Annotated in this window: 20 protein-coding genes; 19 read left to right on the forward strand and 1 reads right to left on the reverse strand. The window is 47.2% G+C overall.

Features of this window, described 5'->3' with window-relative positions:
- Positions 1–149: 149 nt before the first annotated feature.
- A complete protein-coding gene (locus tag GPL15_RS02795) occupies positions 150–1,070 on the reverse strand; it encodes a DUF4829 domain-containing protein (protein WP_215695783.1) in 921 nt (306 codons plus the stop codon).
- A 684-nt stretch (positions 1,071–1,754) separates the two neighbouring features.
- Between GPL15_RS02795 and recA the strand changes: the two genes are divergently transcribed.
- The 19 genes from recA to GPL15_RS02890 all read left to right on the forward strand — a co-directional run bounded on the left by recA (position 1,755) and on the right by GPL15_RS02890 (position 24,827).
- Positions 1,755–2,855: a recombinase RecA gene (recA, locus tag GPL15_RS02800; RefSeq protein ID WP_215695786.1), complete on the forward strand. Its 1,101-nt coding sequence runs from the start codon at positions 1,755–1,757 to the stop codon at positions 2,853–2,855.
- A gap of 2 nt (positions 2,856–2,857) precedes the next feature.
- Positions 2,858–3,469: a RecX family transcriptional regulator gene (locus tag GPL15_RS02805; RefSeq protein ID WP_215695788.1), complete on the forward strand. Its 612-nt coding sequence runs from the start codon at positions 2,858–2,860 to the stop codon at positions 3,467–3,469.
- Positions 3,470–3,662: 193 nt separating this feature from the next.
- Complete coding sequence (rny, locus tag GPL15_RS02810; protein WP_252198063.1) at positions 3,663–5,177, forward strand: ribonuclease Y; 1,515 nt, start codon at positions 3,663–3,665, stop codon at positions 5,175–5,177.
- 263 nt (positions 5,178–5,440) lie between these two features.
- Complete coding sequence (locus tag GPL15_RS02815) at positions 5,441–8,227, forward strand: transporter substrate-binding domain-containing protein (protein WP_215695800.1); 2,787 nt, start codon at positions 5,441–5,443, stop codon at positions 8,225–8,227.
- A gap of 106 nt (positions 8,228–8,333) precedes the next feature.
- A complete protein-coding gene (locus GPL15_RS02820; protein WP_215695802.1) occupies positions 8,334–8,903 on the forward strand; it encodes a hypothetical protein in 570 nt (189 codons plus the stop codon).
- Between the two features lie 59 nt (positions 8,904–8,962).
- On the forward strand, positions 8,963–9,256 hold the full coding sequence (locus GPL15_RS02825; protein ID WP_215695803.1) for a hypothetical protein: 294 nt from the start codon (positions 8,963–8,965) through the stop codon (positions 9,254–9,256).
- A gap of 110 nt (positions 9,257–9,366) precedes the next feature.
- On the forward strand, positions 9,367–10,002 hold the full coding sequence (locus tag GPL15_RS02830) for a YdeI/OmpD-associated family protein (RefSeq protein WP_215695805.1): 636 nt from the start codon (positions 9,367–9,369) through the stop codon (positions 10,000–10,002).
- 131 nt (positions 10,003–10,133) lie between these two features.
- Positions 10,134–11,102 (forward strand): cell wall-binding protein, encoded by a 969-nt coding sequence (locus GPL15_RS02835; RefSeq protein ID WP_215695807.1) that lies wholly within the window; start codon positions 10,134–10,136, stop codon positions 11,100–11,102.
- 220 nt (positions 11,103–11,322) lie between these two features.
- Complete coding sequence (proC, locus tag GPL15_RS02840; RefSeq protein WP_215695809.1) at positions 11,323–12,120, forward strand: pyrroline-5-carboxylate reductase; 798 nt, start codon at positions 11,323–11,325, stop codon at positions 12,118–12,120.
- Between the two features lie 131 nt (positions 12,121–12,251).
- A complete protein-coding gene (locus tag GPL15_RS02845) occupies positions 12,252–12,800 on the forward strand; it encodes an NUDIX hydrolase (protein WP_215695811.1) in 549 nt (182 codons plus the stop codon).
- Positions 12,801–12,891: 91 nt separating this feature from the next.
- Positions 12,892–13,425, forward strand: a complete 534-nt coding sequence (locus tag GPL15_RS02850; RefSeq protein WP_215695813.1) for a stage II sporulation protein M — start codon at positions 12,892–12,894, stop codon at positions 13,423–13,425.
- A 221-nt stretch (positions 13,426–13,646) separates the two neighbouring features.
- The gene (gene xerD, locus GPL15_RS02855) at positions 13,647–14,534 is read left to right on the forward strand and encodes a site-specific tyrosine recombinase XerD (protein WP_215695862.1); all 888 of its coding nucleotides are present in this window, start codon (positions 13,647–13,649) and stop codon (positions 14,532–14,534) included.
- 18 nt (positions 14,535–14,552) lie between these two features.
- On the forward strand, positions 14,553–15,020 hold the full coding sequence (locus GPL15_RS02860) for a pyridoxamine 5'-phosphate oxidase family protein (protein WP_215695815.1): 468 nt from the start codon (positions 14,553–14,555) through the stop codon (positions 15,018–15,020).
- A gap of 1,200 nt (positions 15,021–16,220) precedes the next feature.
- Positions 16,221–17,357, forward strand: coding sequence for an enolase C-terminal domain-like protein (locus tag GPL15_RS02865; RefSeq protein WP_215695817.1), 1,137 nt, complete (start codon positions 16,221–16,223; stop codon positions 17,355–17,357).
- Positions 17,358–17,378: 21 nt separating this feature from the next.
- The gene (locus GPL15_RS02870) at positions 17,379–18,278 is read left to right on the forward strand and encodes a sugar ABC transporter permease (RefSeq protein WP_252198060.1); all 900 of its coding nucleotides are present in this window, start codon (positions 17,379–17,381) and stop codon (positions 18,276–18,278) included.
- Positions 18,278–19,132 (forward strand): carbohydrate ABC transporter permease, encoded by an 855-nt coding sequence (locus GPL15_RS02875; protein WP_215695819.1) that lies wholly within the window; start codon positions 18,278–18,280, stop codon positions 19,130–19,132. Before GPL15_RS02870 ends, GPL15_RS02875 begins: the two co-directional genes overlap by 1 nt.
- 47 nt (positions 19,133–19,179) lie before the next feature.
- A complete protein-coding gene (locus tag GPL15_RS02880) occupies positions 19,180–20,577 on the forward strand; it encodes a sugar ABC transporter substrate-binding protein (RefSeq protein ID WP_215695821.1) in 1,398 nt (465 codons plus the stop codon).
- A 103-nt stretch (positions 20,578–20,680) separates the two neighbouring features.
- Positions 20,681–21,811 (forward strand): mandelate racemase/muconate lactonizing enzyme family protein, encoded by a 1,131-nt coding sequence (locus tag GPL15_RS02885; protein ID WP_252198061.1) that lies wholly within the window; start codon positions 20,681–20,683, stop codon positions 21,809–21,811.
- A gap of 7 nt (positions 21,812–21,818) precedes the next feature.
- A complete protein-coding gene (locus GPL15_RS02890) occupies positions 21,819–24,827 on the forward strand; it encodes a glycosyl hydrolase (RefSeq protein ID WP_215695823.1) in 3,009 nt (1,002 codons plus the stop codon).
- Positions 24,828–24,881: the final 54 nt, after the last annotated feature.

A 24,881-nucleotide genomic window follows, 5' to 3' on the forward strand; every position in this document is an offset into this window, starting at 1 on the left:
GTTTCACTTACGGTTGGAAGCCGGTTTTCATCGCCAACGGATTCCGCTCCGTCCGGCGTCAAACCGCCAAGCAGGCCTCCACCCCCGTCCGTCCCCATTCCCAGGATCCATGGCGTTACTTTTGCCAATCAACTAAATAAAGATTCCCCCTAATTACCGTAGTCGTCCACAACCCAGTTTGAATGGGGATTATCCCGTATCAGAATCCATTTCCAATCTGTATACACGGCATTGGGTTCGAAACTCCAGGTATTGGCTCCGGTTTTAAGGGTGGAGAGAATGACAATGACATTTTCGCGTGTTGCGCCGTTTGAGGCGCCTCGGCCGTATTTCATGTAAGAATCGGCCAAAGCCTCGGATTTTTCTTTGTCATACCATAAATCAGTCAGCGTACATTCTTCTTCAAAAGAAGCCATTTTCGCGTCGATACATGCTTTTATGTCCTGGCTTACCGGTTCTGAATGTGTGTTGGAGGAATCAGCGTTTATAAGATTAAGATAAAATGACATCTGTTCCTGGCGGGTGGATGAAGTGTCGAAATCGAGCAGCTCGCCGTCCTTGGTAATGAATACATTTTCAGCATGGCTTTCTAACAGGAAGTTTCCGTTTGACGTTATATAGGATATTCCGGCGAAGATATAGCTGTCTAAATTGTCAGTCCGGTTATTTTCCTGTTTAGGATAAAGATAATCAACCAGTATGTAATCATAGTCTCTGAAGGTATCCACGGCGGGAAGGGAAATGTCTGTGCCGGATTCCTCTAAGGCGATTTTTATGATTCGGCTGCCGTTTAACTTCTTTTCGGAATAAGGCAGTTCTGATTCGCGGATAAATGCGACTGCTTCCCGATAGCCTGCTGTCTGAGGATAGTCAATGTAAAGTTTTTGCAGAGTATCCGGCTGAACTTCCTGTGCTGCCGGATCAGAGGACGGGGATGGTAGATCAACGTTGTTTACAGTGGTGGGGGCGGCAGCGGATGCAGCCGGTGTTTCCCCGGAAATGACGGCGCTGCAGGCGTTAAGTTGTGCAGCCAGCAGCAGGGAGAGGGCGGCTGCTCCTATTTTTTTCATAATATAATCCTCCACACGGAGCGTTTTTTGCGCAGGTATGAACTGAGAACTCCAGATTCTCAGATGCGGTTCGAATTTGTGGCTCCGGCACAAATTAGGGTAAGAAAAATAAGCCGTCGGGATTATTTCCCTCACGTTTACCTCCGTTAATGTTATTTTAGCATAAGACGTCGGGAGGGTCTATTTTGATATTCTTAATAATTTGATGACAGACGGCGGGAAAAAGGCTGTCTGGACTATTGCATAATCCGGGTATTTTTCTTATGGGAAAGGGTTAAAGGTATTGTTGGAATCACATTTATATGATATACTAAATAAGTATTTTCCAGGACGGTTCCGTCCTGTTTTCGGCAGTTCGCCAATTTTCCAATGAATAAAAGCAGATAGAATGGAGGGATGCAGGTTGAGTGTATCTGTTTTTTGAGTTTTGTGTGCAGTGCCGCCCTGAGTTTGGATTGTGAACAGATAGGATAGGTGAATACTAACTGAAAAGGGAGAAATAAGATAAAATCCGGTTGACAATTGCGGCCAACTATAATATAGTATTATCTATGAAAAAGAACATTTGTTCGTTCTGGAAGATGTTTGGAATTGACTCCGGCAGAGTGGAATGTTGAGGCCGGAGCAGATGATTTTTGAACGTATTCCGGATCGTGGCCTGAATGCAGGCAGAGAGGTGTGGAGATGAATAAAGATGAGAAGATGAAAGCCCTGGACGCGGCTTTGACACAAATTGAGAAAGCATATGGAAAAGGCTCTGTGATGAAACTTGGTGATTCAGGGGCTAATATGAATATAGAAACCGTACCAACCGGCTCTTTAAGCCTGGATATCGCATTGGGGCTGGGCGGCGTGCCTAAGGGAAGGGTGATCGAGGTTTACGGACCAGAATCCAGTGGTAAGACAACCGTAGCCCTTCACATGGTGGCAGAGGTGCAGAAGAGAGGCGGCATTGCCGGATTTATTGATGCGGAGCACGCGCTGGATCCTGTTTATGCCAAGAATATCGGCGTGGATATTGATAATTTATACATCTCCCAGCCGGACAACGGAGAGCAGGCACTGGAAATCACCGAGACCATGGTGCGTTCAGGAGCCGTTGATATTGTGATTGTGGACTCCGTAGCTGCCCTGGTGCCCAAGGCGGAGATCGACGGCGATATGGGGGATTCCCATGTGGGTCTGCAGGCCCGTCTGATGTCACAGGCCCTTCGTAAGCTGACGGCTGTGATCAGCAAGTCCAACTGTACGGTTATTTTCATCAACCAGCTCCGTGAAAAAGTTGGAGTTATGTTTGGAAACCCGGAGACGACCACTGGAGGAAGGGCGCTGAAGTTTTATTCTTCCGTCCGTTTGGATGTGCGCCGTATCGAAACGCTGAAGCAGGCCGGAGAGATGATCGGCAACCGTGTCCGCGTTAAGGTGGTTAAGAATAAGATCGCGCCTCCGTTTAAAGAAGCGGAATTTGACATCATGTTCGGACAGGGTATTTCCAAAGAAGGCGATGTGCTGGATTTGGCTGCCAAGGAGAATATTATTGAAAAGAGCGGCGCATGGTATGCCTACAACGGCGTGAAGATCGGACAGGGGCGTGAGAATGCCAAGATTTATCTGAGAGAGAACCCACAGGTATGTGAAGAGGTTGAGAACAAAGTGCGCGCCCATTACGGGCTTAACGGGGCCGTAGAGGCCGTGGAAGCCAAAGAAGAGGGGAAAACAGAGAATTCCAAGCCTGAAAAAGCGGCAAAAGCGGCTGTGAAGGCAGAAGAGAAGACGGAAGCATAGATATGCAGGTTACATCGGTAACACCTCTTGATAAAAGAAGGTACAAGATACTGCTGGATGAAGAAATTGTAATCGTGCTCTACAAAGGTGAGGTCAAACGTTACCAGATAGAAGCGGATGGAGAACTGGAACCGGAACAGTACGAAGAGATTCTCCATGAAATCCTGTTTAAAAGAGCGCGGGAACGAGTGGTTTTCCTCTTGAAGTCATCGGATAAGACGGAAAAGGAACTGCGCCAAAAACTGAAAGACGGTTTTTATCCTCAGGAGGCAGTGGATCATGCCATTGCCGCTGTGAAAAATTACCATTACATAGATGATGAACGCTATGCCAGGCAATATGTGGCAAATGGCGCCTGCAGGAAAAGCAGGCGTCAATTGTCATATGAGCTCCAAAAAAAGGGGATCGAACAGGATCTCATCGCAGACATCATGGAGGAAACCCCTGTTGACGAGGCGCAGCAGATCCGGGATTTCCTCAGGAAACGCCGTTATGACGGAGAGAACGCTTCTATAGAAGAGAAGAAAAAAATTATGGCTGCATTGGGACGGAAGGGCTTCTCTTATGAGACTATCTCGAAAGTAATTGGACAATTTTGCGACAACGATTATTAAACAGTGAATTTTGGTAACAGTTCAGACTTGTCAGAACTGTTACACATTTTGTCTAAGAATGGTGAGTATAGCATGGATATACTTGACATAATGTATAAAACGGTATAAAATTGTAGTGTTGTATTCTTGTACAATGAAAACTTAATAAGGAGGTGCTCCTGTGTCACAAGTAATAATAGCTGCATTGATTACGATGATTGTCGTGGCTCCTGTTACCTGGGTACTGGCAACAGCTTACCGCAAGAATGCGTATGAAAGCAAGATTGGCAGTGCTGAGGAAAAGTCTAGGGAAATTATAGATGAAGCGTTAAAGACTGCAGAGACAAAGAAGCGTGAAGCTCTCCTGGAGGCAAAAGAGGAATCTTTAAAAACTAAGAATGAGTTAGAAAAAGAAACTAAGGAAAGAAGAGCTGAGCTTCAACGTTATGAACGACGTGTATTGAGCAAAGAAGAGAACCTGGACAAAAAGTCCGAAGCAATGGAGAAACGCGAGGCAGGTCTTGCTGCTCGTGAGGAAAGCCTGAATAAAAAGAGTGCTGAAGTAGATACACTCTATCAGAAAGGGATACAGGAACTGGAACGTATTTCCGGTTTGACCTCCGAACAAGCAAAAGAATATCTTTTAAAATCTGTTGAAGAAGATGTAAAACATGACACTGCGAAATTAATTAAGGAACTTGAAAACAAAGCAAAAGAAGAAGCTGATAAGAAGGCAAAAGATTATGTGGTTACAGCCATCCAGAGATGTGCTGCAGATCACGTTGCAGAGACGACAGTTTCAGTTGTGCAGCTCCCGAATGATGAGATGAAAGGCCGTATCATCGGACGAGAGGGACGCAACATACGTACTTTAGAAACCATGACCGGCGTGGAATTAATTATCGACGACACTCCGGAAGCGGTAGTATTATCCGGTTTTGATCCAATTCGAAGAGAAGTTGCAAGAATTGCATTGGAGCGTTTGATTGTAGACGGACGTATTCATCCGGCTAGAATCGAAGAGATGGTAGAGAAGGCACAAAAAGAAGTGGAAACCAACATGAGAGAAGAAGGCGAAGCCGCAACTCTTGAAGTGGGTATTCACGGTATTCATCCTGAGTTAGTTAAGCTGCTTGGTAAGATGAAATTCAGAACAAGCTACGGACAGAACGCGTTGAAGCATTCCATTGAAGTGGCCCAGTTATCAGGACTGCTGGCTGCGGAAATCGGTGTGGATGTACGTCTGGCTAAACGTGCTGGTTTGTTACATGATATTGGTAAATCCATCGATCATGATATGGAAGGTTCCCACATACAGTTAGGTGCGGAACTTTGCAGAAAATATAAAGAATCTGCGGTAGTAATCAACTCCGTAGAATCCCATCATGGCGATGTTGAGCCAGAAAGTTTGATCGCCTGCATCGTTCAGGCAGCGGATACCATATCGGCTGCAAGACCTGGTGCAAGAAGAGAGACCCTGGAAACATATACAAACAGATTAAAACAGTTAGAAGATATTACAAATTCCTTTAAGGGCGTGGACAAGTCCTTTGCCATCCAGGCAGGGCGGGAAGTCCGTATCATGGTAGTTCCGGAACAGGTGTCCGACGACGATATGATACTGCTTGCAAGAGAAGTTTCAAAGCGTATTGAAGATTCTCTTGAATATCCAGGTCAGATTAAGGTGAACGTAATCCGTGAATCGCGTGTAACGGATTACGCGAAGTAATTGTTCGGAGTGAAATGATTAATACCCTAAAGCCATATGAATTTAATGTTCAGATGGTTTTAGGGTATTTTTTTGTCCCCAAGGATCCCTGTACCATCTTTCGCCTTAAAGGTTGCCCTTTTTACCCCATTTTGATATACTGAAATAAGTGTGAAGCTGAATGGAGCCTGATTGGGTGGCGTTTACCACGGCCTTTGCGCATTGACAGCAGAGCTGGGGCTTTTGCATTCCAGCGGGATCATTGTGAAAAATGGAGAAACGATATGAATAAGAGAAAATTCCGCCGTCTGGCATACATGGCGGTGTGGATAGCGGCAGGCATATTTGTCCTGTTGGCTGCAGGTACGGCAGCCGCCCAAACTCCGGAAGAGCCGGTGCTGAAAGTAGCGTTTCCGGACTTGGATGGGCTCTGTGAAACCGACCAGTACGGAAACAGAAAAGGTCTGGTGGTGGATTATCTCAATGAGATTGCCAAATACACCAATTGGAGATATGAATATATTGAAGTCAATAATGACGATATAGTTGATGAATTTCAAAAAGGGAAGTTTGACCTGATGGGAGGCGCGTTTTATTCATCGGGATTTGAGGAATTTTTTGCTTATCCCGATTACAATACGGGCAGGAGCCGGGCTGTACTGCTCTGCCGCAGGGATGATAGCAGCCTTTTGGGATATGATTTATCATCATTAAATGGAAAGACAATAGGAGTTTATGAGAGGGCAGGGGATAAAATCAGATATTTGAACGAGTTCCTTACCAGCAACGACCTGGATTGCAGGCTCAGATATTATTCTTATGAGGATATGAAAGATGGAAACCTGTATGAAAATCTCCGTTCCGGTGAAGTGGATATGCTGCTGGGCAATGATCTGGAGATCGGCGGGGAGTTCCGCATGGTCACTTCCTTCCAGGCACAGCCCTATTATATCGTAACGACTGTGGGTAATACGGAAGTATTGGACGGCTTGAATATGGCGCTTCAGCATATTCTGGAATCCACGCCCGGCTTTGCGGAAACATCTTATTATGTCAATTTTCCGGATGTAAGAATGGCGGACATTCAATTGAACGAAAGTGAAGTGCGCTATATAGAGGAAAAGAGGAACCTTACAGTGGCGGTTCCTCCTAACTGGCATCCATTTTATTGTGAAGGCAATCCGGCAGAGGTTTACAAAGGGGTTCTTCCGGAACTGCTTGAAAAAATCAGCGATTTTACCGGCCTTCAGTTTTCCTATGTTTACGGAGATAATTATGGGGATTGCCTCCGCATGGTGCAGCAGGGAAAGGCGGATATTCTGGGGGGATATCTGAGCAGGAGTGAACAGGCGTTTGACGATGGTTTAGCCCTGACGCAGCCGTATATCAGTTTAAATAACATTGTTATAAAGAATAAACTTGGCGGCTATCCCGGTCCGGGGCTGACCTGCGGTATATTAAACGGCAGGCTGCTGCCTGTAAGTTTTGAGGCGGGGGAAGTCCGCAGCTATGATACGGTTACGGAAATGCTGAAGGCGGTCAATGACGGCGAGGTGGATTATATCTACGGTATTTCCGCAATGCTGGAACAGGAACTGCAGAACCACCGTTATCTGAACGTGGCTCCTGTGACCCGGGAAAGTGATAGTACGGACGTCGCTTTTGCCATCGCAAGACCGGCTGCGCCGGAACTTCTTACGATTTTAAATAAGGCGGTTGCAAATATTTCCACTGAGGAAAAGGCGGCGATTCTGGACCGCAATCTGGTATCTGTAGGCTATACCAGGCTTTCAATTCAGGATTTGATCTACGCCAACCCCCTTGCCAGTGTTCTGATTCTGGGATGCGTGCTGTTTTTGATCATGGCAATAATCCTGCTTATTATCAGAAGCCGGATGAAAAATGCCCTCATGCAGAGCAGGCTGGAAGCGGCGGAAGCCAAGAGCCAGGCAAAAAGCGGATTTCTTTCCCAAATGAGCCATGAAATCCGCACGCCGATGAACGCCATCGTCGGCCTTGCCGATTTGACCTGTATGGCAGAGGACGTGCCGCCGGAAATTGAGGATAAGCTGAAAAAGATTCACAGCTCCTCCAAATACCTGCTGGCACTGATCAATGACATTTTGGATATGTCACGGATTGAGAATGGGAAGATGGAGATTGAACAAAAAGGATTTTCTCTGTCCCTTGTGCTGAATGAACTGGAAGAAATGATGAGCACCCAGGCAGAGCAGAAAGGCCTGCGGCTCCAGACGGAAAGCCAGATCAGCCATGACTGGCTGGAAGGGGATCCAATCCGCCTGCGCCAGGTACTTGCAAACCTGCTTTCCAATGCGGTTAAATTTACCCAGCCCGGAGGCAGGATCATTTTAAGGGCGGAGGAAACCGGATTTGACGGAGAAACCGTGGAGTATCATTTTTCCGTACAGGATACTGGCGTTGGTATCGGACCGAAAGACCAGGAACGGATTTTCGCTTCCTTTGAACAGTTGAAACCATCAGTGTCCCACAGCGCGGGAACCGGGCTGGGCCTGCCGATCAGCCGCAGCATTGCGAGACTGATGGGAGGAGACCTTAACGTGAAAAGTGAGCTGGGAAAGGGGTCCGAGTTCTATATGACGTTACGGTTCCCTCTGGGGGCCGTAACTCAGGAACCGGAGCCGGAATCCGTGGGTCAGGAGCCGGACCTGAACGGTATGAACATTTTGCTGGCAGAGGATAATGACCTCAACGCAGAAATTGCCCAGGAACTCCTTGCCATGCAGGGCGTAAACGTATGCCGTGCGTCCAATGGCCAGGAGGCTGTGGAGCTGTTTCTCTCCAGCAAACCGGGCCGGTTCCAGGCAGTTCTCATGGATATCCGGATGCCGGTCAAAAATGGCCATGAGGCGGCCATGGATATCCGTTCCAGCGGCCGTCCGGACGCTGATGTGCCGATTATCGCCATGACAGCCAATACCTTTAAAGAAGATGAAGAGGCCGCCAGGGAAGCCGGTATGAACGGTTTTGTGCCAAAACCGGTTGATCCGGTTCGCTTATACACCGTGCTGCGGGAATATGCGCCGCGTTAACTGATATCTTACAGAATTATTTGATAAAAAATGCCGGTTTAGAGTACTTTTAGAGATATCTCCGTTAAAATTTAGAATATAAATTTTATTTTGGAGGAGTGAAAAGATGAAAATCAAAAAAGCTGTTTTAGTACTGCTCACCGGTTCTTTATTAATGAATACAATTCCTTGTTTTGCGGCCGCGGAAGGCGGAGGAACGGTGAAAGTATCATCCACATCTTCCGTTTCGTCAGAGGACTATTCCCAGATTCCCGATGCGGAAACACTGCAAAAGGATGTAGGATTCGTGCCTAAGACCGCGGATGCCCTTGCCGGCGGATTTAAATTCATTTCCGGAAGCATTACGGAGTCATTTGATATGGATACCAACGGTAATATTACAAATAAAACAAAGGGGATAAGTTTTAAGTACGACAGGGATAAGGATGGAAACGTGAAGTCCGTTACGTATTCTGCCGAACCCCATAAGTTCCAGGTATTTCCGGAAAATTCCCATGTAACGAAATATGGGGAAGTGGAATTATATTTCGACAGCCAGTATGCCAATTATCTTGCATGGGCCGAGGATGACATCTTTTATCACTTGATCGATATCAATAAAAAGGTTACGGAAGAAGAAATGATAGATATGGCAAAGGGGATCATTGATATCAAAAAGGCTGCAGACAAGCAGTAGACGCCTTAGATGCCTGCTGTACATTTTCAGATGGGGCCGACCGGTATGGGTATGTGATTGTGAAGTATAATGCATCCGGCCCGAGCGTGTCAAATCTGGGCGTGAAAGAAACGTCTCCATATCAGTATGATTTAAAAGCCTATGAGGAGAAGAACGGGGAAAGTCTTGGGAAAACAGACATCGATTTATCTACAGCCCAGGCTTTCCGCGTTTATTTATATGATGAAGACAGAAAAAAGGCGGATCAGGCGATACGGTTTACGGATGGAAAAGGGATAATTATATCTGTTATTACGGAGATGAAACCTTTGAAGTTGAGAAATGGCAGTGATAACAAGGGCGGCGGTGAATAATCTGCGGGTAAATGAAACATGATTTAAATCAAAGGATTATGATAAATGAAATCTGTCAGATACCCGCAAACATGAATTATGAACGCTTAATATGCAGAAAAGAGGCCGCTATGCCAAAATCATTAACAGAAAAACTCCGTTTAGACCCCAGCCGTCCATTAACTGTTTTAAACCGCCCCCACGAATCATATTTTTCAGAATTTAAAATTCTGGAAAATGTCCCCGGGGAGCCTGTTAATATAATTGTGCTGTTCGTTAAGGATTTGGAAGAACTGAAAGAAAAGACGATGGAACTGGTACGGGGAGAAAAACTCGTCCCGGAAGGCCGGCTGTTGATCGCCTACCCTAAAAAAGGGAATACCGAAATGGACACCTATGTACATCGGGATCAGATTCTTCCGGCATTGGAAGTGGATGAAGACGGCTATATTAAGGACAGCCTGTATAAATTCAATCAGATGGTGAAACTGGACGACACTTATACCATCATTGGAATAAAAAGGACAGCGCAGAAAACCGCATCCCGTTCCGCCAGCCAATCGGTAGGAGATTACATCCAATATATTCCGCAGATTGAACAGGAATTGGCCCAAGAAAAGGATGCTCTTACATTTTTTAGGAGCCTTACCCCGGGCTATCAGAGAAACTGGGCCCGTTATGTCTACAGCGCCAAACAGCCTGAAACCAGGGAAAAGCGCATGAAAGAAATGACGGAACTTCTGAAACAGAAGGTAAAAACAAAATAAGGAATTCCCCTCCCCTCTTTTTCATTTTTCTTACAATTCTCTTTCTTATCTTTGATCCGTAGAAAATTACATTGACACGTCAAGTTTTCCGTAATACAGTTATAATATAACAAAATGAGGAGTGATAAAGGATGAAAAAGATACTGGCAATCATTCTCACGGCAAGCCTGCTTGCGGGGATGACAGCAATACCGGCGTTAGGGGCCACCAAACAGAAAATAACATCTGTATCATTAACTATAACTTGTGATATTCAGGTAGGCGATGAAATCGAAAATGACGGTCTGGACGTTGAGAGCAGCAGTGCGAAATACAGCGTAGGCGATTACGAGTTTACCAACAGCGGTTTTGAGTGGTATGAGGATGATATTCCGCAGGCGAAGATCTATTTGTATGCGGCAGAAGGATATTATTTTTCCCTGAAGAAGGCCAGCGAAGTGAAGCTGAAAGGCGCGTCCTATGTGACTGCGACAAAGGAAAATTCTTCCCAAACCCTTATTATCACCGTTAAACTGCCGTCGCTGGCGGAGAGCGTTGGAGAAGTCCAGTCCGCGGGATGGGCGGGAACCACTCAGGCCTCCTGGGATGAGGCTACGGGAGCCGGCAGCTATGAAGTGAGAATTTACAGGGACGGCAAACCTGTGGGCGGAAGCAAGAAGGCTGAGGACAATCAGTTTGATTTCACGGCAAGCATGGGACGGCCGGGAAAATACAGCTATAAAGTGCGTCCGGTCAATAAAATAAAAACGGATAAAAAAGGGGAGTGGGTGAACTCTTCTTCTGTTGATATTGATTCGGCCATGGCAGAGCAGATCAGGAATGCCATTGCGGCAGGAACCCCTTTCACCAACCCGGGAGCATGGGTTCAGGATTCTGTGGGATGGTGGTATAGGAATCCGGACGGAGGCTTCACCGCCAACAACTGGCAGAAAATCGGCGATGAATGGTTCTTCTTCGGTGAAAACGGATATATGCGCACCGGATGGATTGAATGGAATGGAGCGTGGTATTACTGTGATACAGCCAGAGGGAATATGCTGGTTAATACACAAACACCGGACGGATATACTGTGGATGCCAATGGAGTTCTTGTACAGTAAACGGTTGACATAATTATACTGATATGATGAGACGGAAGACGTATGAGGAAACGGAAAACGTATGATAAACCGGCATAGGGCAAACAGAAGTGCATAGGGCAACCGGAAGTGCATACTACAACCGGAAGTGCATACTACAAACCGGCAGCACATACTATAAACGGGAAGTTTATATTATAACCGGTTTATGACAAAACAAAAGGGCAGTGGAGGTAACACAATGGCTGTAATTGGTTTTATCGGCATGGGCAATATGGGCTATGCGATTATGAAAGGTTTATTAAAGGTTTATCCTGCAGAAGATATCCTGTTTACGGATGTCAACAAAGCCAGAATGGAGCAGGTGAGCCGGGAAACAGGGGTTCGTTATGCGGAAAGCAACGCGGAATGCGCGAACCAGGTAAAGTATCTGGTATTGGCCGTGAAGCCCCAGTACTACGATGTGGTATTGGACCAGATTATGAATGTGGTGAAGCAGAAGCATGTGATCATATCCATTGCGCCGGGAATTTCCATAGAACAGTTAAAGCGGAAATTGGGAGTTGAGAAGAGGATTGTGCGGGCCATGCCCAATACGCCTGCCCTGTTAGGCGAGGGGATGACAGGGGTATGTTATGATCCGGCTTTGTTTGATGAGGAAGAGAAAGAAACGATCAGCACATTTTTCCAGTCATTTGGCAAGATGAAGATCGTGGAAGAACGTTTGATCAATGCTGTGGTGTGTGTCAGCGGAAGTTCGCCGGCCTATGTTTACATGTTCATCGAGGCTTTGGCCGACAGCGCGGTGAAATACGGGCTGCCGAGGGACGCTGCCTATGAGATGGCGGCCCAGACCCTGATCGGCAGCGCCAGGATGGTATTGGAAACAGGGGAGCATCCAGGGCTTTTAAAGGACCGGGTTTGTTCGCCGGGAGGAACCACCATTGCAGGTGTGGCCGCGCTGGAGGAATATGGATTCCGCAATGCGGTGATGAAAGCCACAGACGCCTGTTATGAAAAATGTTCTAACATAAAATGAAAGAATTACTGAAAAATGTTCACTGAAAATATTACCGTGAAATATAATTAAAAAATATTGCAGGGCAGCTATTAAAGTCAGCGCATCGCGTCTTTAGTAGCTGCTTTCATGAAAATAAAGGAGAAACAGCTATGACACAGCCAGTAATACGTTTGAACCGTGAATTAAAATATCAGGGTACCATCCTGAAAATCTATGAGGACACCGTTGTGGCAAACGGCCATGAAGCCCATTGGGATTTCATCCATCATAACGGAGCGGCCGCGGTTGTCCCTGTAACCGATGACGGGAAGATACTGATGGTGCGCCAATACCGCAACGCATTGGACCGGATGACCCTGGAGATTCCGGCGGGAGCCCTGGATTGGCCGGAGGAACCCAAGATTAACTGTGCATACCGGGAATTGGAAGAGGAAACAGGTTTTAAAACAGACCAGTTGGAGTATCTGATCAGCGTGAATACGACGGTGGCATTCTGTGATGAAGCCATTGACATCTTTGTGGCTAAGAATTTGATTCCTTCCAAGCAGAATCTGGATGAAGACGAGTGCATTGAAGTGGAAGCCTGGGATGTGAAAGATCTGGAGGAACTGATATTCAGCGGTAAAATTACGGATGGCAAGACCATTGCGGCCATCATGGCTTACGCAAGAAAATACTGCAGCAGGTCGGACGGCTGATCGGCTGCAAGATATCTTGTTTAACCGGAGTTTGGCATAATCCGGGACAATGATTCATAGATTGAGATAAAGATGATTTGGACCGGTGCTCATGCTTAAACGGATTAATTATTGGGATTGGCTTTTAATTTGGTTCATAGTGGGAACTGGATGCGGTACGCTGTTAATCAATATATGGAAACCTCAGTTTGCCGGAACACCCCAGATGCTGGGCAGTCTTTTTCTGGATATGACAGCGGGCCCGGGAAGCCCGGATAAGGCGAACCTGATCTTATATGTGGCCCGGCAGAGGCTGGGCAGGGTGGTTTTAATTATTTTGATGTCAGTGACCTCATGGTCCGTTCCCTGGTTTTACTTTTTATCTTTTTACGGAGGACTGTCGGGGAGCATTATTTTGTCAATGATCACCTGCCAGAAGGGGCTTATGGGTCTGCCGTGTTATCTGGCCACATTGCTGCCCCATTATCTGTTTTACCTGCTGATCTGGTTTATCCTGGCGGGCTGGGCTTCCAAACAAAAGCATCAGGTCCGTGTCAGCGCGGTATTAGGGATTGCTCTTTTACTGATGGTGGGAATCTGCATGGAGACCATGGTAAATCCCGTAATTATGAGTTTATTCTTCTGAAATTAAAAAAAAATTAAAAAAATTTTTATAAAAAATTTACAACATATTGGGAGCTGTAAAAGTCCGGCTGCCAATATGTTGTATTTTTTTATGTTAAGTAGGCTGAAAATGCCCTCCAAGTGGGAAAATAACGTTTGATTTTATGGAAAATACTATATATAATGTAAGGCAAAGCCCTTTTTTGGGCATAATTATGGGACTTGTGGAGCAGGGGTAGAATGATGAAGATGGAGATAAAAAGCTTTATTGAATATATGAAGGAGGTTAAACAGATCTCCCGGAATACGGAACTTTCCTATCAAAGAGATCTGATGCAGCTTGCTGCCTTCATGGAGGAAAAGGGGATAAAGGAAGTGGACAAGGTGACTAAGACCAGCCTGAATTCCTACATCCTGTACATGGAGAAAGAAGGCAAGGCGACCACCACCATTTCAAGAGTGCTGGCATCCATCAAATCATTTTTTAACTATGAATATAAAATGGGCAATATTAAACGGGACCCGGCAGAGCTGTTAAAAGCGCCGAAGATTGAGAAAAAAGCGCCGGTGATCCTCAGCGTGGACGAAGTGAACTGCCTGTTAAACCAGCCGGAAGGGCATGGCCCAAAGGAAATCCGGGATAAGGCCATGCTGGAACTCCTCTATGCCACCGGAATCCGGGTGTCGGAACTGATTCATTTGAAGGTGTCCGATGTCAATCTCCCTGTGGGCTTTATTGTGTGCCGGGACGGCAGCAAGGAGAGGACGATTCCATTTGGAAAAGTGGCCAGACAGTCCCTCAGTGATTACATCAACTACGCGAGGGAATCTCTTTTAAAGGGAGAGGAGTCGGAATGGCTGTTCACCAACTGCAACGGCAAGGCCATGAGCCGTCAGGGATTCTGGAAAATAATAAAGTTTTACGGGGATAAAGCGGGGATTCAGGCGGACATCACGCCTCATACGCTGAGACATTCCTTTGCCGCCCATTTGATCCGGGGCGGAGCCGATATAAAAGCTGTCCAGGCTATGCTGGGCCACTCCGATATGGCCACGACACAGATGTATACCATGTACTCTCAGAAAGAAACTATGAGGGAAGCCTATGCCGGAGCGCATCCGAGACGGTGAGAAGAATGAGGGAATGAGATGAGAAGAGTGGATAGGGAAGTCGTAGAATTTGACAGGATAATGGAAATTCTGGATCAGTGTAAGGTCTGCAGAGTTGGTTTGAACGATGAGGGCGAAGTGTATATTGTGCCCATGAATTTCGGATATTCTCTGGATGGGGAAGATCTGACTTTATATTTCCACTGTGCCAAGGAAGGCAGGCGGATGGATATTTTAAAGACCAACCAGATTGTTGGATTTGAGATGGACTGCAATCACAATCTTATAGAAGCGGATACGGCGTGCAGGCACAGCTTTAAATATGCCAGCATCATCGGAACCGGAGAGGCCTGTTTTATAGAGAATCCCAAGGAGAAGATGGATGGATTCCACATCATAATGAAACACCAGACCGGGAAAGAATTTGAATTCAACGAGCAGATGGTGGCGCCGGTGACCATGTTTAAGGTAAAGGTGCGGAATTATTGCTGCAAAGAGCAGAGATAATTTAAGGTTATTCGTGAAAGTTACGCCGGAAAGAGGACGTGAGGCAGGCCAGGAGGCGGTGGCGGCAGCCAGGTCCGCAGGAGGCCGGAGCGCGGGTTCGCAGTGACAGCTCATGGTTCCGGCTGGGGCATCTCTAGGACTGAAAAAAAGGGAAATGAAGGGTACCGGGAGCATTCATCGGGAATTTCTGAAGAAATTTTCGATTCAGGCTCTCTAAATCGCTGACTTTGAGGTCAGCGATTTCCCCTCCATTTCCCTTTTTTTTCAGCCCAAGAGATACCGACGGCCGGAACAAATCGCTGTCACCGCGAACCCGCGCTCCGGCCACCTGCGCCCCTGGCTGCCGCCACCGCCCCCCCGGCCTGCCTCACATCCTCTTTCCTGCTGTTCTTTCCGGAATTTAGATTAAATACAAGTTTTCCATTCAAATTTTCAATAATGCCTTCACGTTTCGCATGAAAACCTCAAGGCATTTCTTAAAAAGCCTTCACCCCTAAATAAAATTCTTGATATGAATGTCCACATCATTAAAATTAAAACACACCCTGGAACCTTCTATAAATCTTTTAAAACTCAGCGCAGCCAACACACAGCCGGGAAGACGGGGAATCGGGGGTGGGAACAAGGGCAGGCGGCGGACGGGGAGGAACTGGGGAGCACGGGGGGCATGTGGAGACCGTTTTAGTGGAACTTAGGCTTTCAGGATGAAAAAAGGCGGGCAGAAACTGAATACCGAGTCAGTTTCTGAGATGCCCCTGAACGGTAAAGTCATCAGGAGTTTACCGTGAATGGGCATCGGACCGCCTTTTTTCATCCTGAAAGCCTTAGTTCCACTTAACGGTCGGAATCAGCCCCCCGTGCTCCCCAGCTCCTCCCCGTCCGCCGCCTGCCCTTGTTCCCACCCCCGGTTCCCCGTCTTCCCGGCGTTTCTTTCGCCAATAAACCAAAGATTTTTTAAAGACCTGCAAACAAATCCCCCGAAATCTTGCAAAAAGAAATCCTGGATGAAAAGAAAGTGAAATAGAATTGAAAAGAAAAAAGAGAAAATTGTAATGTTTGGACAAAGTGTACAAAAGCCTGAGCCTGAATTGTTGGTTTTTACAATTGATGAAAAGTAGACAAAAAAGTATTCTATAAACATCTCGAACACAGAATAATAAACAAAAAATCCAGAAAAGTTAGTAAGGGAGGATAAAAGAATTGTTTGAATTTACTGATAAAATACAATTTACGCATGCAAAGTATTATAGCTTTCGACCAATACCCCTGCCGAAAACATTTAAAGATGGAACCGGAGGTTTTGGTAAATTTGCACCAGAGCAGGGCTGTATTGAACTTTATGACAGTGAAGGCGCATGTGCCCATCTGTCCTGCACGAGAAACTTTGTGGCGACCATCCTTCCGCTGATTTTAAATGGTGAGACTAAGACGTTCAAAGAATGGAAAGATACCCTTTACTGGAAATTCAGAAACGGCGGCTTTCAGAGCAGCCAGGTGGTAGAGGTTGGACAACTGGAACTGATGATGTTAGACATCCTGGCCCAGAGGGCGGGACAGCCCCTTCACCGGTTCATGGGTGCCACCAAGGACTGGGCGGCTGCTTATAAAGGCGGCGGATCCCTTCTTCTGGAAGATGAAGAGCTGGTGGATGATATGACCCGCTATGTGAGCGAAGGATATACCACCGTTAAGTTTAAGGTGGGCAGCGATGACGGAACTAATATGGAGAGGGATGTAAGGCGTCTGGAAAAGGTGAGACTTGCAGTAGGCGATAAGATTGATATCGCTGTGGACGCGAACCAGCGGTGGAGCGTGGAAGACGCTTATAAGTTCGCCAAGATGATCGAGCCATACCGTCCGGCCTGGTTTGAGGAACCGATCCATGCCCATGATATGAACGGCATCAAGCGGCTTCACGAGATGATTCCTGATATGGAACTGGCATTTGGGGAATCCATGAGAATCTCTTATGCATATGAAACTTATATTGAAAAGGGTGTAACCCACCTGCAGCCGTCTGTGGGAAGAATGTCCAGAATGGATGATCTTTTGAGAATCAGGGATATGGCGCGGGAGAACGGAGTGCGGTTCTCCTCAGGGGGAAGAATTTATTTAAATGCGATTTTCGGCTGTTTGTATGGCGAGGATGAATACATAGAGTTCCACGAGCCGATTACGGCCCCGGTTGGGGAATATACCTTATTCCAGCCGGAAGAAAAGGATGGAAAATTCTACGTTCAGACAGACGTTCCGGGAAATCCCCAGCGGATGGATATAGAGAAACTGGAGAGGGACGGACTGCTGGAAGGGTTTAAAACCTATTACGCAGAAAAATAAAAAAGGAGGGAATTGAAGCAGATGAAAAAGAAAAGTGGAATTATGACGAAAAGAAGCGCCCCGTATTTAATGCTTCTGCCTGCTATGGCAATGATCGCGGTATTCATGTTCTACCCGATCTTCATGACATTTTACAACAGTTTTCATAACTACATTCTTACCAGGCCAAAGGATTACGGCTTTATCGGGTTGGAAAACTATCAGGCGCTTTTAAAAGATCCGGTATTTTATAAATCCTTATACAATACCTTGATCTGGACATTTTGGAACGTTATTCTGCAGGCTACATTAGGACTTGCGGTTGCAATCCTGATGAATATTGAATTTAAGGGACGTAAGATTTACCGTATGATCGTGTTCTCCCCATGGGCGTTCGGCGGTATGGTAGTTGCCCTTGTGTTCAGCTACATGTTTACCGGACAGACCGGTGTTGTAAATGACCTGCTGATGAAACTTGGCATTATCAGTGAAAGGATTCCGTGGTTTGCGACAGGAGCCAGAGCGAGAGGCGTTCTGATCTTCACCACAACATGGAGAGGCATCCCGTTCTTCGCTGTATCGTTCCTGGCGGCTCTTCAGTCGATCCCGGGAGATTATTATGAGGCAGCCGATGTGGACGGAGCCGGTACTTGGTATAAATTTACACACATTACAATGCCTCTCATTAAAAATACGGTTATTCTGACAACCATGCTTAGAACCATCTGGACATTCAACATCGTGGATATCATCGCAGGTATGACCGCAGGAGGCCCGAACAATGCGACGATGACACTTCCGTTATACCTGATGACCCGGTTTAATGAAGGTCTGGATATCGGATATTCCAGCGCCATGGCGGCCACGATGGCTATCATGCTGGCAGTCTTTGCGGCGGTTTACGCCTTTGTCGGAGGATTTGGAAAGGAAGGTGATTTATAATGACATACGGCCAGAAGAAAAAGTTAAAGAAACGCATCTTCCGTATTGTAGCGGTAAATATTCCTTTAATTGCTCTGTTCCTGCTCATTATGTTCCCGATTTACTGGACGGTAGTTACCTCCTTTAAAGAAGAATCATCCATGCTGCAGCTGCCGATCAAATATTGGCCGTCGCCATTTACATTTGACAACTACAAATATATCTGGGAAAACATGGGCTTTGACCACTACTTCTTCAACAGTGTATTTGTAACCGGCGTCAGCACAATTGCATGTACCCTGATCTCCATTTTCGGCGGATATGCGATTGCCAGATATAAATTTAAGGGAAAAGGAGTTTCTTACCTGATCCTGCTGGTTTCACAGATGTTCCCGGGCGTAGTGCTGATGATCCCGCTGTTCGTAATCTTCAGAAATATGGGAATTGTAAACTCCCCATATTCCTTGATCCTCACCTATGCGACCGTAAGAATCCCGTTCTGTATGATCATGATGAGCGGTTTCGTAGCCGGAGTTTCACCGGCCCTTGAAGAGGCGGCGCAGATTGACGGATGTTCTATTTTGCAGTCTATTTTCAAGATTGTAGTGCCCACCATCGCACCTGGTATCGTGGCGGCGGGAGCGTTTTCATTCGTAAGTTCCTGGAATGAATATGTATACGCATTTACATTCCTGAGCAAGGAAAAATTCTTCACACTTCCAATCGGACTGAGACTGATGCAGGGTGAATTCACCGTGGCATACGGATGTCTGGCAGCAGGATGTGTGATGGCGTTGATTCCGGTATTGTTATTATTCGCTTATATCCAGAAATATTTAGTATCAGGTTTATCCTCCGGAGCAGTAAAGGGGTAAATATAAACACAACAAACAATGTAGAAAGGGAAAAGGAGAGAAATTTTATGAAGAAAATTCTATCAGTAACTTTAGCGGCAGCTATGGTAATGGGGTTAGCAGGATGCGGCGGCGGAGCCAAGAGCGAACCGACAACAGCAGCTACAACAGCGGCAGAGGCAGCTACCACTGCGGCAGGCGAAGCAAAAGGCACAGAAGCGGCAAAAGACACAGAGGCAGCCGCGGACAAGGAGCCGGTTACTCTGACATTCTGGCACAGAGACGGCAACACCACATCCAACCCGATTTATGCGGAACTGATTAAAAAATTCGAGGAGAAATATCCTTGGATCACAATTGAATACACAGGTCTTGCATCTGATTCCTACACACAGAAATTCAACACCGCAGTTGTTACAGAAAGCACACCTGACGTAGGTACCATCAGTGATAAAGACTTATATGCGTTAGTTGCACAGGACGCTCTGCTTCAGTTAGACGATTCCTTCAACCAGTGGGAAGAGAAAGACCAGATGCTTCCAAACATCATCGAACAGGCCAGATTCTATGCGCAGGATGATAACCTGTACATGCTGGGATATGGCAAAACACAGGAAACTTCCTGGTATAACACAAAATGGCATGAGGAGCAGGGCATTGAGCCTGCAACCACCATTGCACAGTTACAGGAATACTGCAAGGAATATGCAAAAGACGGTAAATACTACTTCTCATTGAGAGGCGGTTCAGGATCTGCTGAGAACTTATTCATGTTCATCTTATCCTACGGCGGACAGAAATCCTTCTTCAATGAAGACGGAACCAGCACATTAAACGATCCTAAGGTTGTAGAAGGCCTTGACGCTTACGCAAACCTCTATAAAGACGGACTGGTATCCCATGATGCGATCTCCAACGGCTACAGAGAGATGGTAGCGGAGTTCGGCGCAGGTACAGCTCAGTACATCATGCACAACTCTTCATCCGTATCCGAACATGAGACAAACCTGGGCGAAGGCAATTTCCTTCCGATCAAACCGATGGCCGGCGAAGACGGAATCGCAGTCTGCAAATCCCCGACATTTATGGGATCTGTAGTATTTAAGAGCACAGAGCATCCGGAAGAAGCTATTTTATTCGCGCAGTATTTAGCATCTGCTGAAGGCGCTGGATATGTAGACCAGAACGAAGGCCGCGTACCGGTTAACACAGGTGTTTATGAGCAGGATTGGTACAAAGACAACGTTTACTTCAAAACATATGCAGATTTTGAAACAGATCCAAGCATTGTATTCGCGCAGTTCCCGATCTATCTGGACGGATATGCAGAGTATGCTAAAAATGACATCGTAGCTGATTTCCAGGCCGTTATGATGGGCGACAAAACCGCACAGGAAGTTTGTGACGGATGGGCAGCTAAGCTGACAGAAATGCAGCAGGAATATCTGGCTAACAAGAACAAATAAATGACAGGGCTGTCGTAAAATGCAGGAAAGATAATGAAAAACTCGTTATTGTGCATTTTGCGGCAGCCCTTGCTGTATAATGGGAACGTTTTTTAGGGGGATTATGATGGACTATAGAAAGATTGAGATTAAATTTGACCGGGCGGTGGTGTATTCCTTAAAGCCGATCCCGCAGAAGGCGCCCTTTTATGATGCCACGGGCGGGCCGTTTTTGTATACAAAAATCGATCATTTGCTGGAACTTTATGACAGCGACGGGGTGAGTGGAAAGATTCCCTGTTCTTCTATTATGACCGAAAGGATCCTTCCGCTGATTCTGAACGGAGAAAAAAAGACGTTCGGGGAGTGGGTGGATTTTGTCTATTGGAAACTCAGGAACAACGGCCTGGCCGGGGAAACCACAAAGGAGATTGGAAGATTTGAGTATGCCCTTTTGGATATTGCGGCCAAGCGGGAAGGGCTTCCGGCCCATAAACTGCTGGGGTCGGACCGGGAATGGGTGGACGTCTATGGAAGCGGCGGAAGCACTCATTTGGAAGGAAAGGAACTGGCCGAAGAGATGGAACGGTTTCTGTCATTTGGCCATAAGACGGTGAAAATGAAAGTGGCCACGGATTTTGGGACCAAACTGGACCGGGATGTGGAACGGGTGAAGCTGGTGCGGAAAACCATTGGGCCGGACGTCTCGCTGGCATTGGACGCCAACCAGGCATTTAACGTGCATCAGGCCCTGGAGTTCATCAAGCGGGTGGAGGAATACGATATCGCCTGGTATGAAGAACCCATTCACAGCTATGATTTCCTGGGATACCGGGAGCTGGTTTCCAAGTGCAGCGTGCCGGTTTCGCTGGGGGAGACGTTTTTGAACCATTATCTGTTCCAGCCCATGGCTGAGGCGGGAGTGAAGCATTTTCAGCCCACAGCTTCAAATTTCGGCGGAATTGAGGACTGGCTGGAGGTGAATAAGCTGGCCAAAGAATACGGGGCCATGATCTCCACCGGCGGGCTTCCCATGCTTTCTACCATCATGATCGCCAACGCGGGTGAAAATGCCATAACGGAATTTTTAGAACCGTGTAACCAGCCGCTGGTGGATTATATGGACATCAGGCCGGAGCGCAGGGACGGAAGATTTTATTTCCCTGACTGTGCGGGGCTTCCTTACCGGTTTGACCTGGAACGGCTGGAAAAAGAGGGCTTTCTTGTTTCTAAGAATTATTACGGGAGGATTTAACAGATGTATGATGCGGAAAAATGACTTGAAATTAGGAATCCAGCCGTTCTGGTTCTGGAACGGGATCATGGATAAAGAGGAAATTGTGCGCCAGATCGGGGAAATGCACGATCAGGGAATTAAGGGGTTTATCATTCATCCCAGACAGGGAATGGAACTCCCTTACATGTCGGAAGCGTATTTTGAGCGCATAGACCTGGCAGTGGAACAGGCGGCGAAACTTGATATGGAAGTGTGGCTTTATGATGAATATCCTTATCCCAGCGGAGTGACCGCGGGGCAGGTGACCCTTGACCACCCGGAATACCAGTGCAAAATGCTGGATAAGAAAGAATATCTGGCGGAACCGGGGGAAACGGTTGTGATGGATATGCCGTGGGGGAAAATCCTGTCCGCAAAAGCTTATCCGTCCATGAATGGTGTGACAGACTGGGAACATGGGATGGACCTGTCTGAATACATAGGGACCGCCTATGAGGAAGAGGTATTCCAGTTCAGCGGTCTGACGGAATACAACCACAAACGGTATTTTACCGGGCAGCAGGCCAGACGCCTGTGGTGGACGGCGCCGGAGGGAAAGTGGCAGATTTATGTGTTCACCGAGGTGGTGATGACTGGTTTTAAATATTTCAACACCTATGTGGATACCATGAATCCCAAAGCGATCCGCCATTTTCTGGAAACGACCCATGAGAGGTACAGGAAACGGTTTGGCGAAGAGTTTGGAAAGACCATCAAAGGCATTTTTACGGATGAAATCACCGCGTTTCCTCCGGAGCGCCCCTGGTCCCCTCTTCTGCCGGATATGATCCGGGAGAGGACGGGAATTGACATTCTGGAATATCTGCCTGTGCTCTTTGACATCTCCATGGGGGAGATGACGGACCGGGTTTTGTACGCTTATTGGAATACGTGCACCGATGCGTTTATAGAGAGTTATGATAAGCAGGTTTACCAGTGGTGCTGTGAGCATGGCGTCCGTTTTATCGGAGAAAAGCCCATACTGAGGAGCAAAGAACTGGAATTCGCCCACTGTCCCGGAATTGATGCGGGGCATCAGAAAGTGGGGGCCAAACCGGCCATGACGCCGGGGAAATACCGGGCCAACGGGAAGATGATCTCATCCGCGGAGCATTTTTATGGACGGGATGCGGCTTTGTGCGAGGCGTTCCACAGCATCGGATGGGGAATGACCCTTCAGGACATGAAATGGACCTTTGACTGGCTGACGGTTCATGGGGTGGACTGGTTCGTGATCCACGCTTATTATTACACCACCAACGGGCTGAAAAAACACGACGCGCCGCCGTCGGCATTTTATCAGATGCCCTGGTGGAAGGATATGAAATTATTAAGCGAATATGCGGACCGGCTGATTCATACCAGCAGAACCTGTAAGAGAAACGTGCCCGTGCTCCTGGTAGATCCGGTAACTTCCGTATGGACGGCAAAGGAAGAGGAAAAGGAACTGCTGAGAGAGGAATTTGGCTGTCTTCAGCGAACTCTTTTGGAACACCGTTTAGATTATTACATCATCGATCCCCAGCTTTTGGAAAATGGCCAGGTGAAAAAGGGGAGAAATGGAACCGTCATTTCCATTAATGGAGAGGAGTTTTCCCTCATCGTCCTGCCTTCCATGACAAATATAGAGGACAATTGTTTCCGGAAGATCAGGGAGTATGCGGAAGCCGGAGGAATGCTGGGAGCGGAAGGATGCCTGGCGGACAGAAGAATTATGAAGGAGGATCCGGGGCCCTGGATGAAAGAATGGTTTTCTTCCGGCCGGGACAATGCTTTTTATGGGGCCTCCCCGGAGGAGCTGTGCCGCAGGCTGGAAAACGCGGCCGGCGGATACCGGCTGGAAGCCGCGGACGGATTGGGAACAGAGGATATCCTTTCTGTGGAGTATGAAGAGGCGGACGGCAGCAGGCTGTATTTCATTGTGAATTCCAGTGACCGGGAGCGCCTGATTGGCGGAAACATCATACGGGGAACATGGAAAATGGAACCGCTTCAATCGGGTTATTACCGCCTGGGAGAAGACGGATATCTGGAACTGCCCCAAAAAGCCGATATTTCCTGGGAGATCTCTTTGGACAGGGAGTGGAAGATGGAACTCAAGTCGCAGAATGCCCTGCGCCTGGGCTGGTGGGAGCTGAAAGCTGAAGGGACCGGACAGGAATCCGCCGGCCTCATAGAGCCGATGCCGGTTATCGACCAGCTTGAAAAAGGCCGGATGATGATCCCTCTTGAGCCCCGCAAGCAGTTTGGATGTCCGAAAACGCTGCTGCTGACGGAAGATGCCTACTGCTATCAGACCCGGTTCGAAGCGGCGGAAGAAGGCATTTGCATGAACCCGGTGGATCTGGTCATGGAGCCTTATGGAATACGGGGGGATTGGACGATCCGTATCAACGGCCATGAGCTCAGACAAGAAGACTTCAGGACCAAGAGCCTGTTCCTGCCCGACAACCAGGCTGCGGATATAACCGGCTTCCTGAAACCGGGAATGAATGAAATCACAGTAACCGTAAATGCGGCAAAAACCTTTGACGGCCTGAACAGCCCTCTCTATCTCGTGGGAAATTTCGGCGTGGAACTGGATAACCAGATGAGCCGCCTGGTAAAGCTGCCGGACTGGGGATGCATGAAAGACGGACGCAGAGACAAGGTTCCTCATTACGCGGGGACAATTTCATATAGCTGCAGCATGGATTTAAAACTGCCTGCGCCGGGACAGAGCGTGGAATTTGTCATCAGGGATGCCTGGCTCCAGGACAGCGCCACTCTCATCATAAACGGATGCTGTCTGGGCACCAAAGCCTGGAGCGGTTACCGCTGGGAGGTTCCGGGCTGCATACTGAAAAACGGTCAGAATGAAATATGCCTTGAATTGTCGGGAACGATGATCGGGGTGTTCGAAGGGCAGTATTTTAATAAAGAAGCCCACCGGTATGAGAATTACCAGGGTGAGGAAACCGTGATTGAAGAGTATGAAGCGGTGGTACATAAATAGAGGCTGTGTTGTATTAATATGGATACAGGGAATATCCGGGAAATCTTTTGTAAC

Source organism: Clostridium sp. MCC353 (assembly GCF_018785315.1).
GTDB lineage: Bacteria > Bacillota > Clostridia > Lachnospirales > Lachnospiraceae > CHH4-2.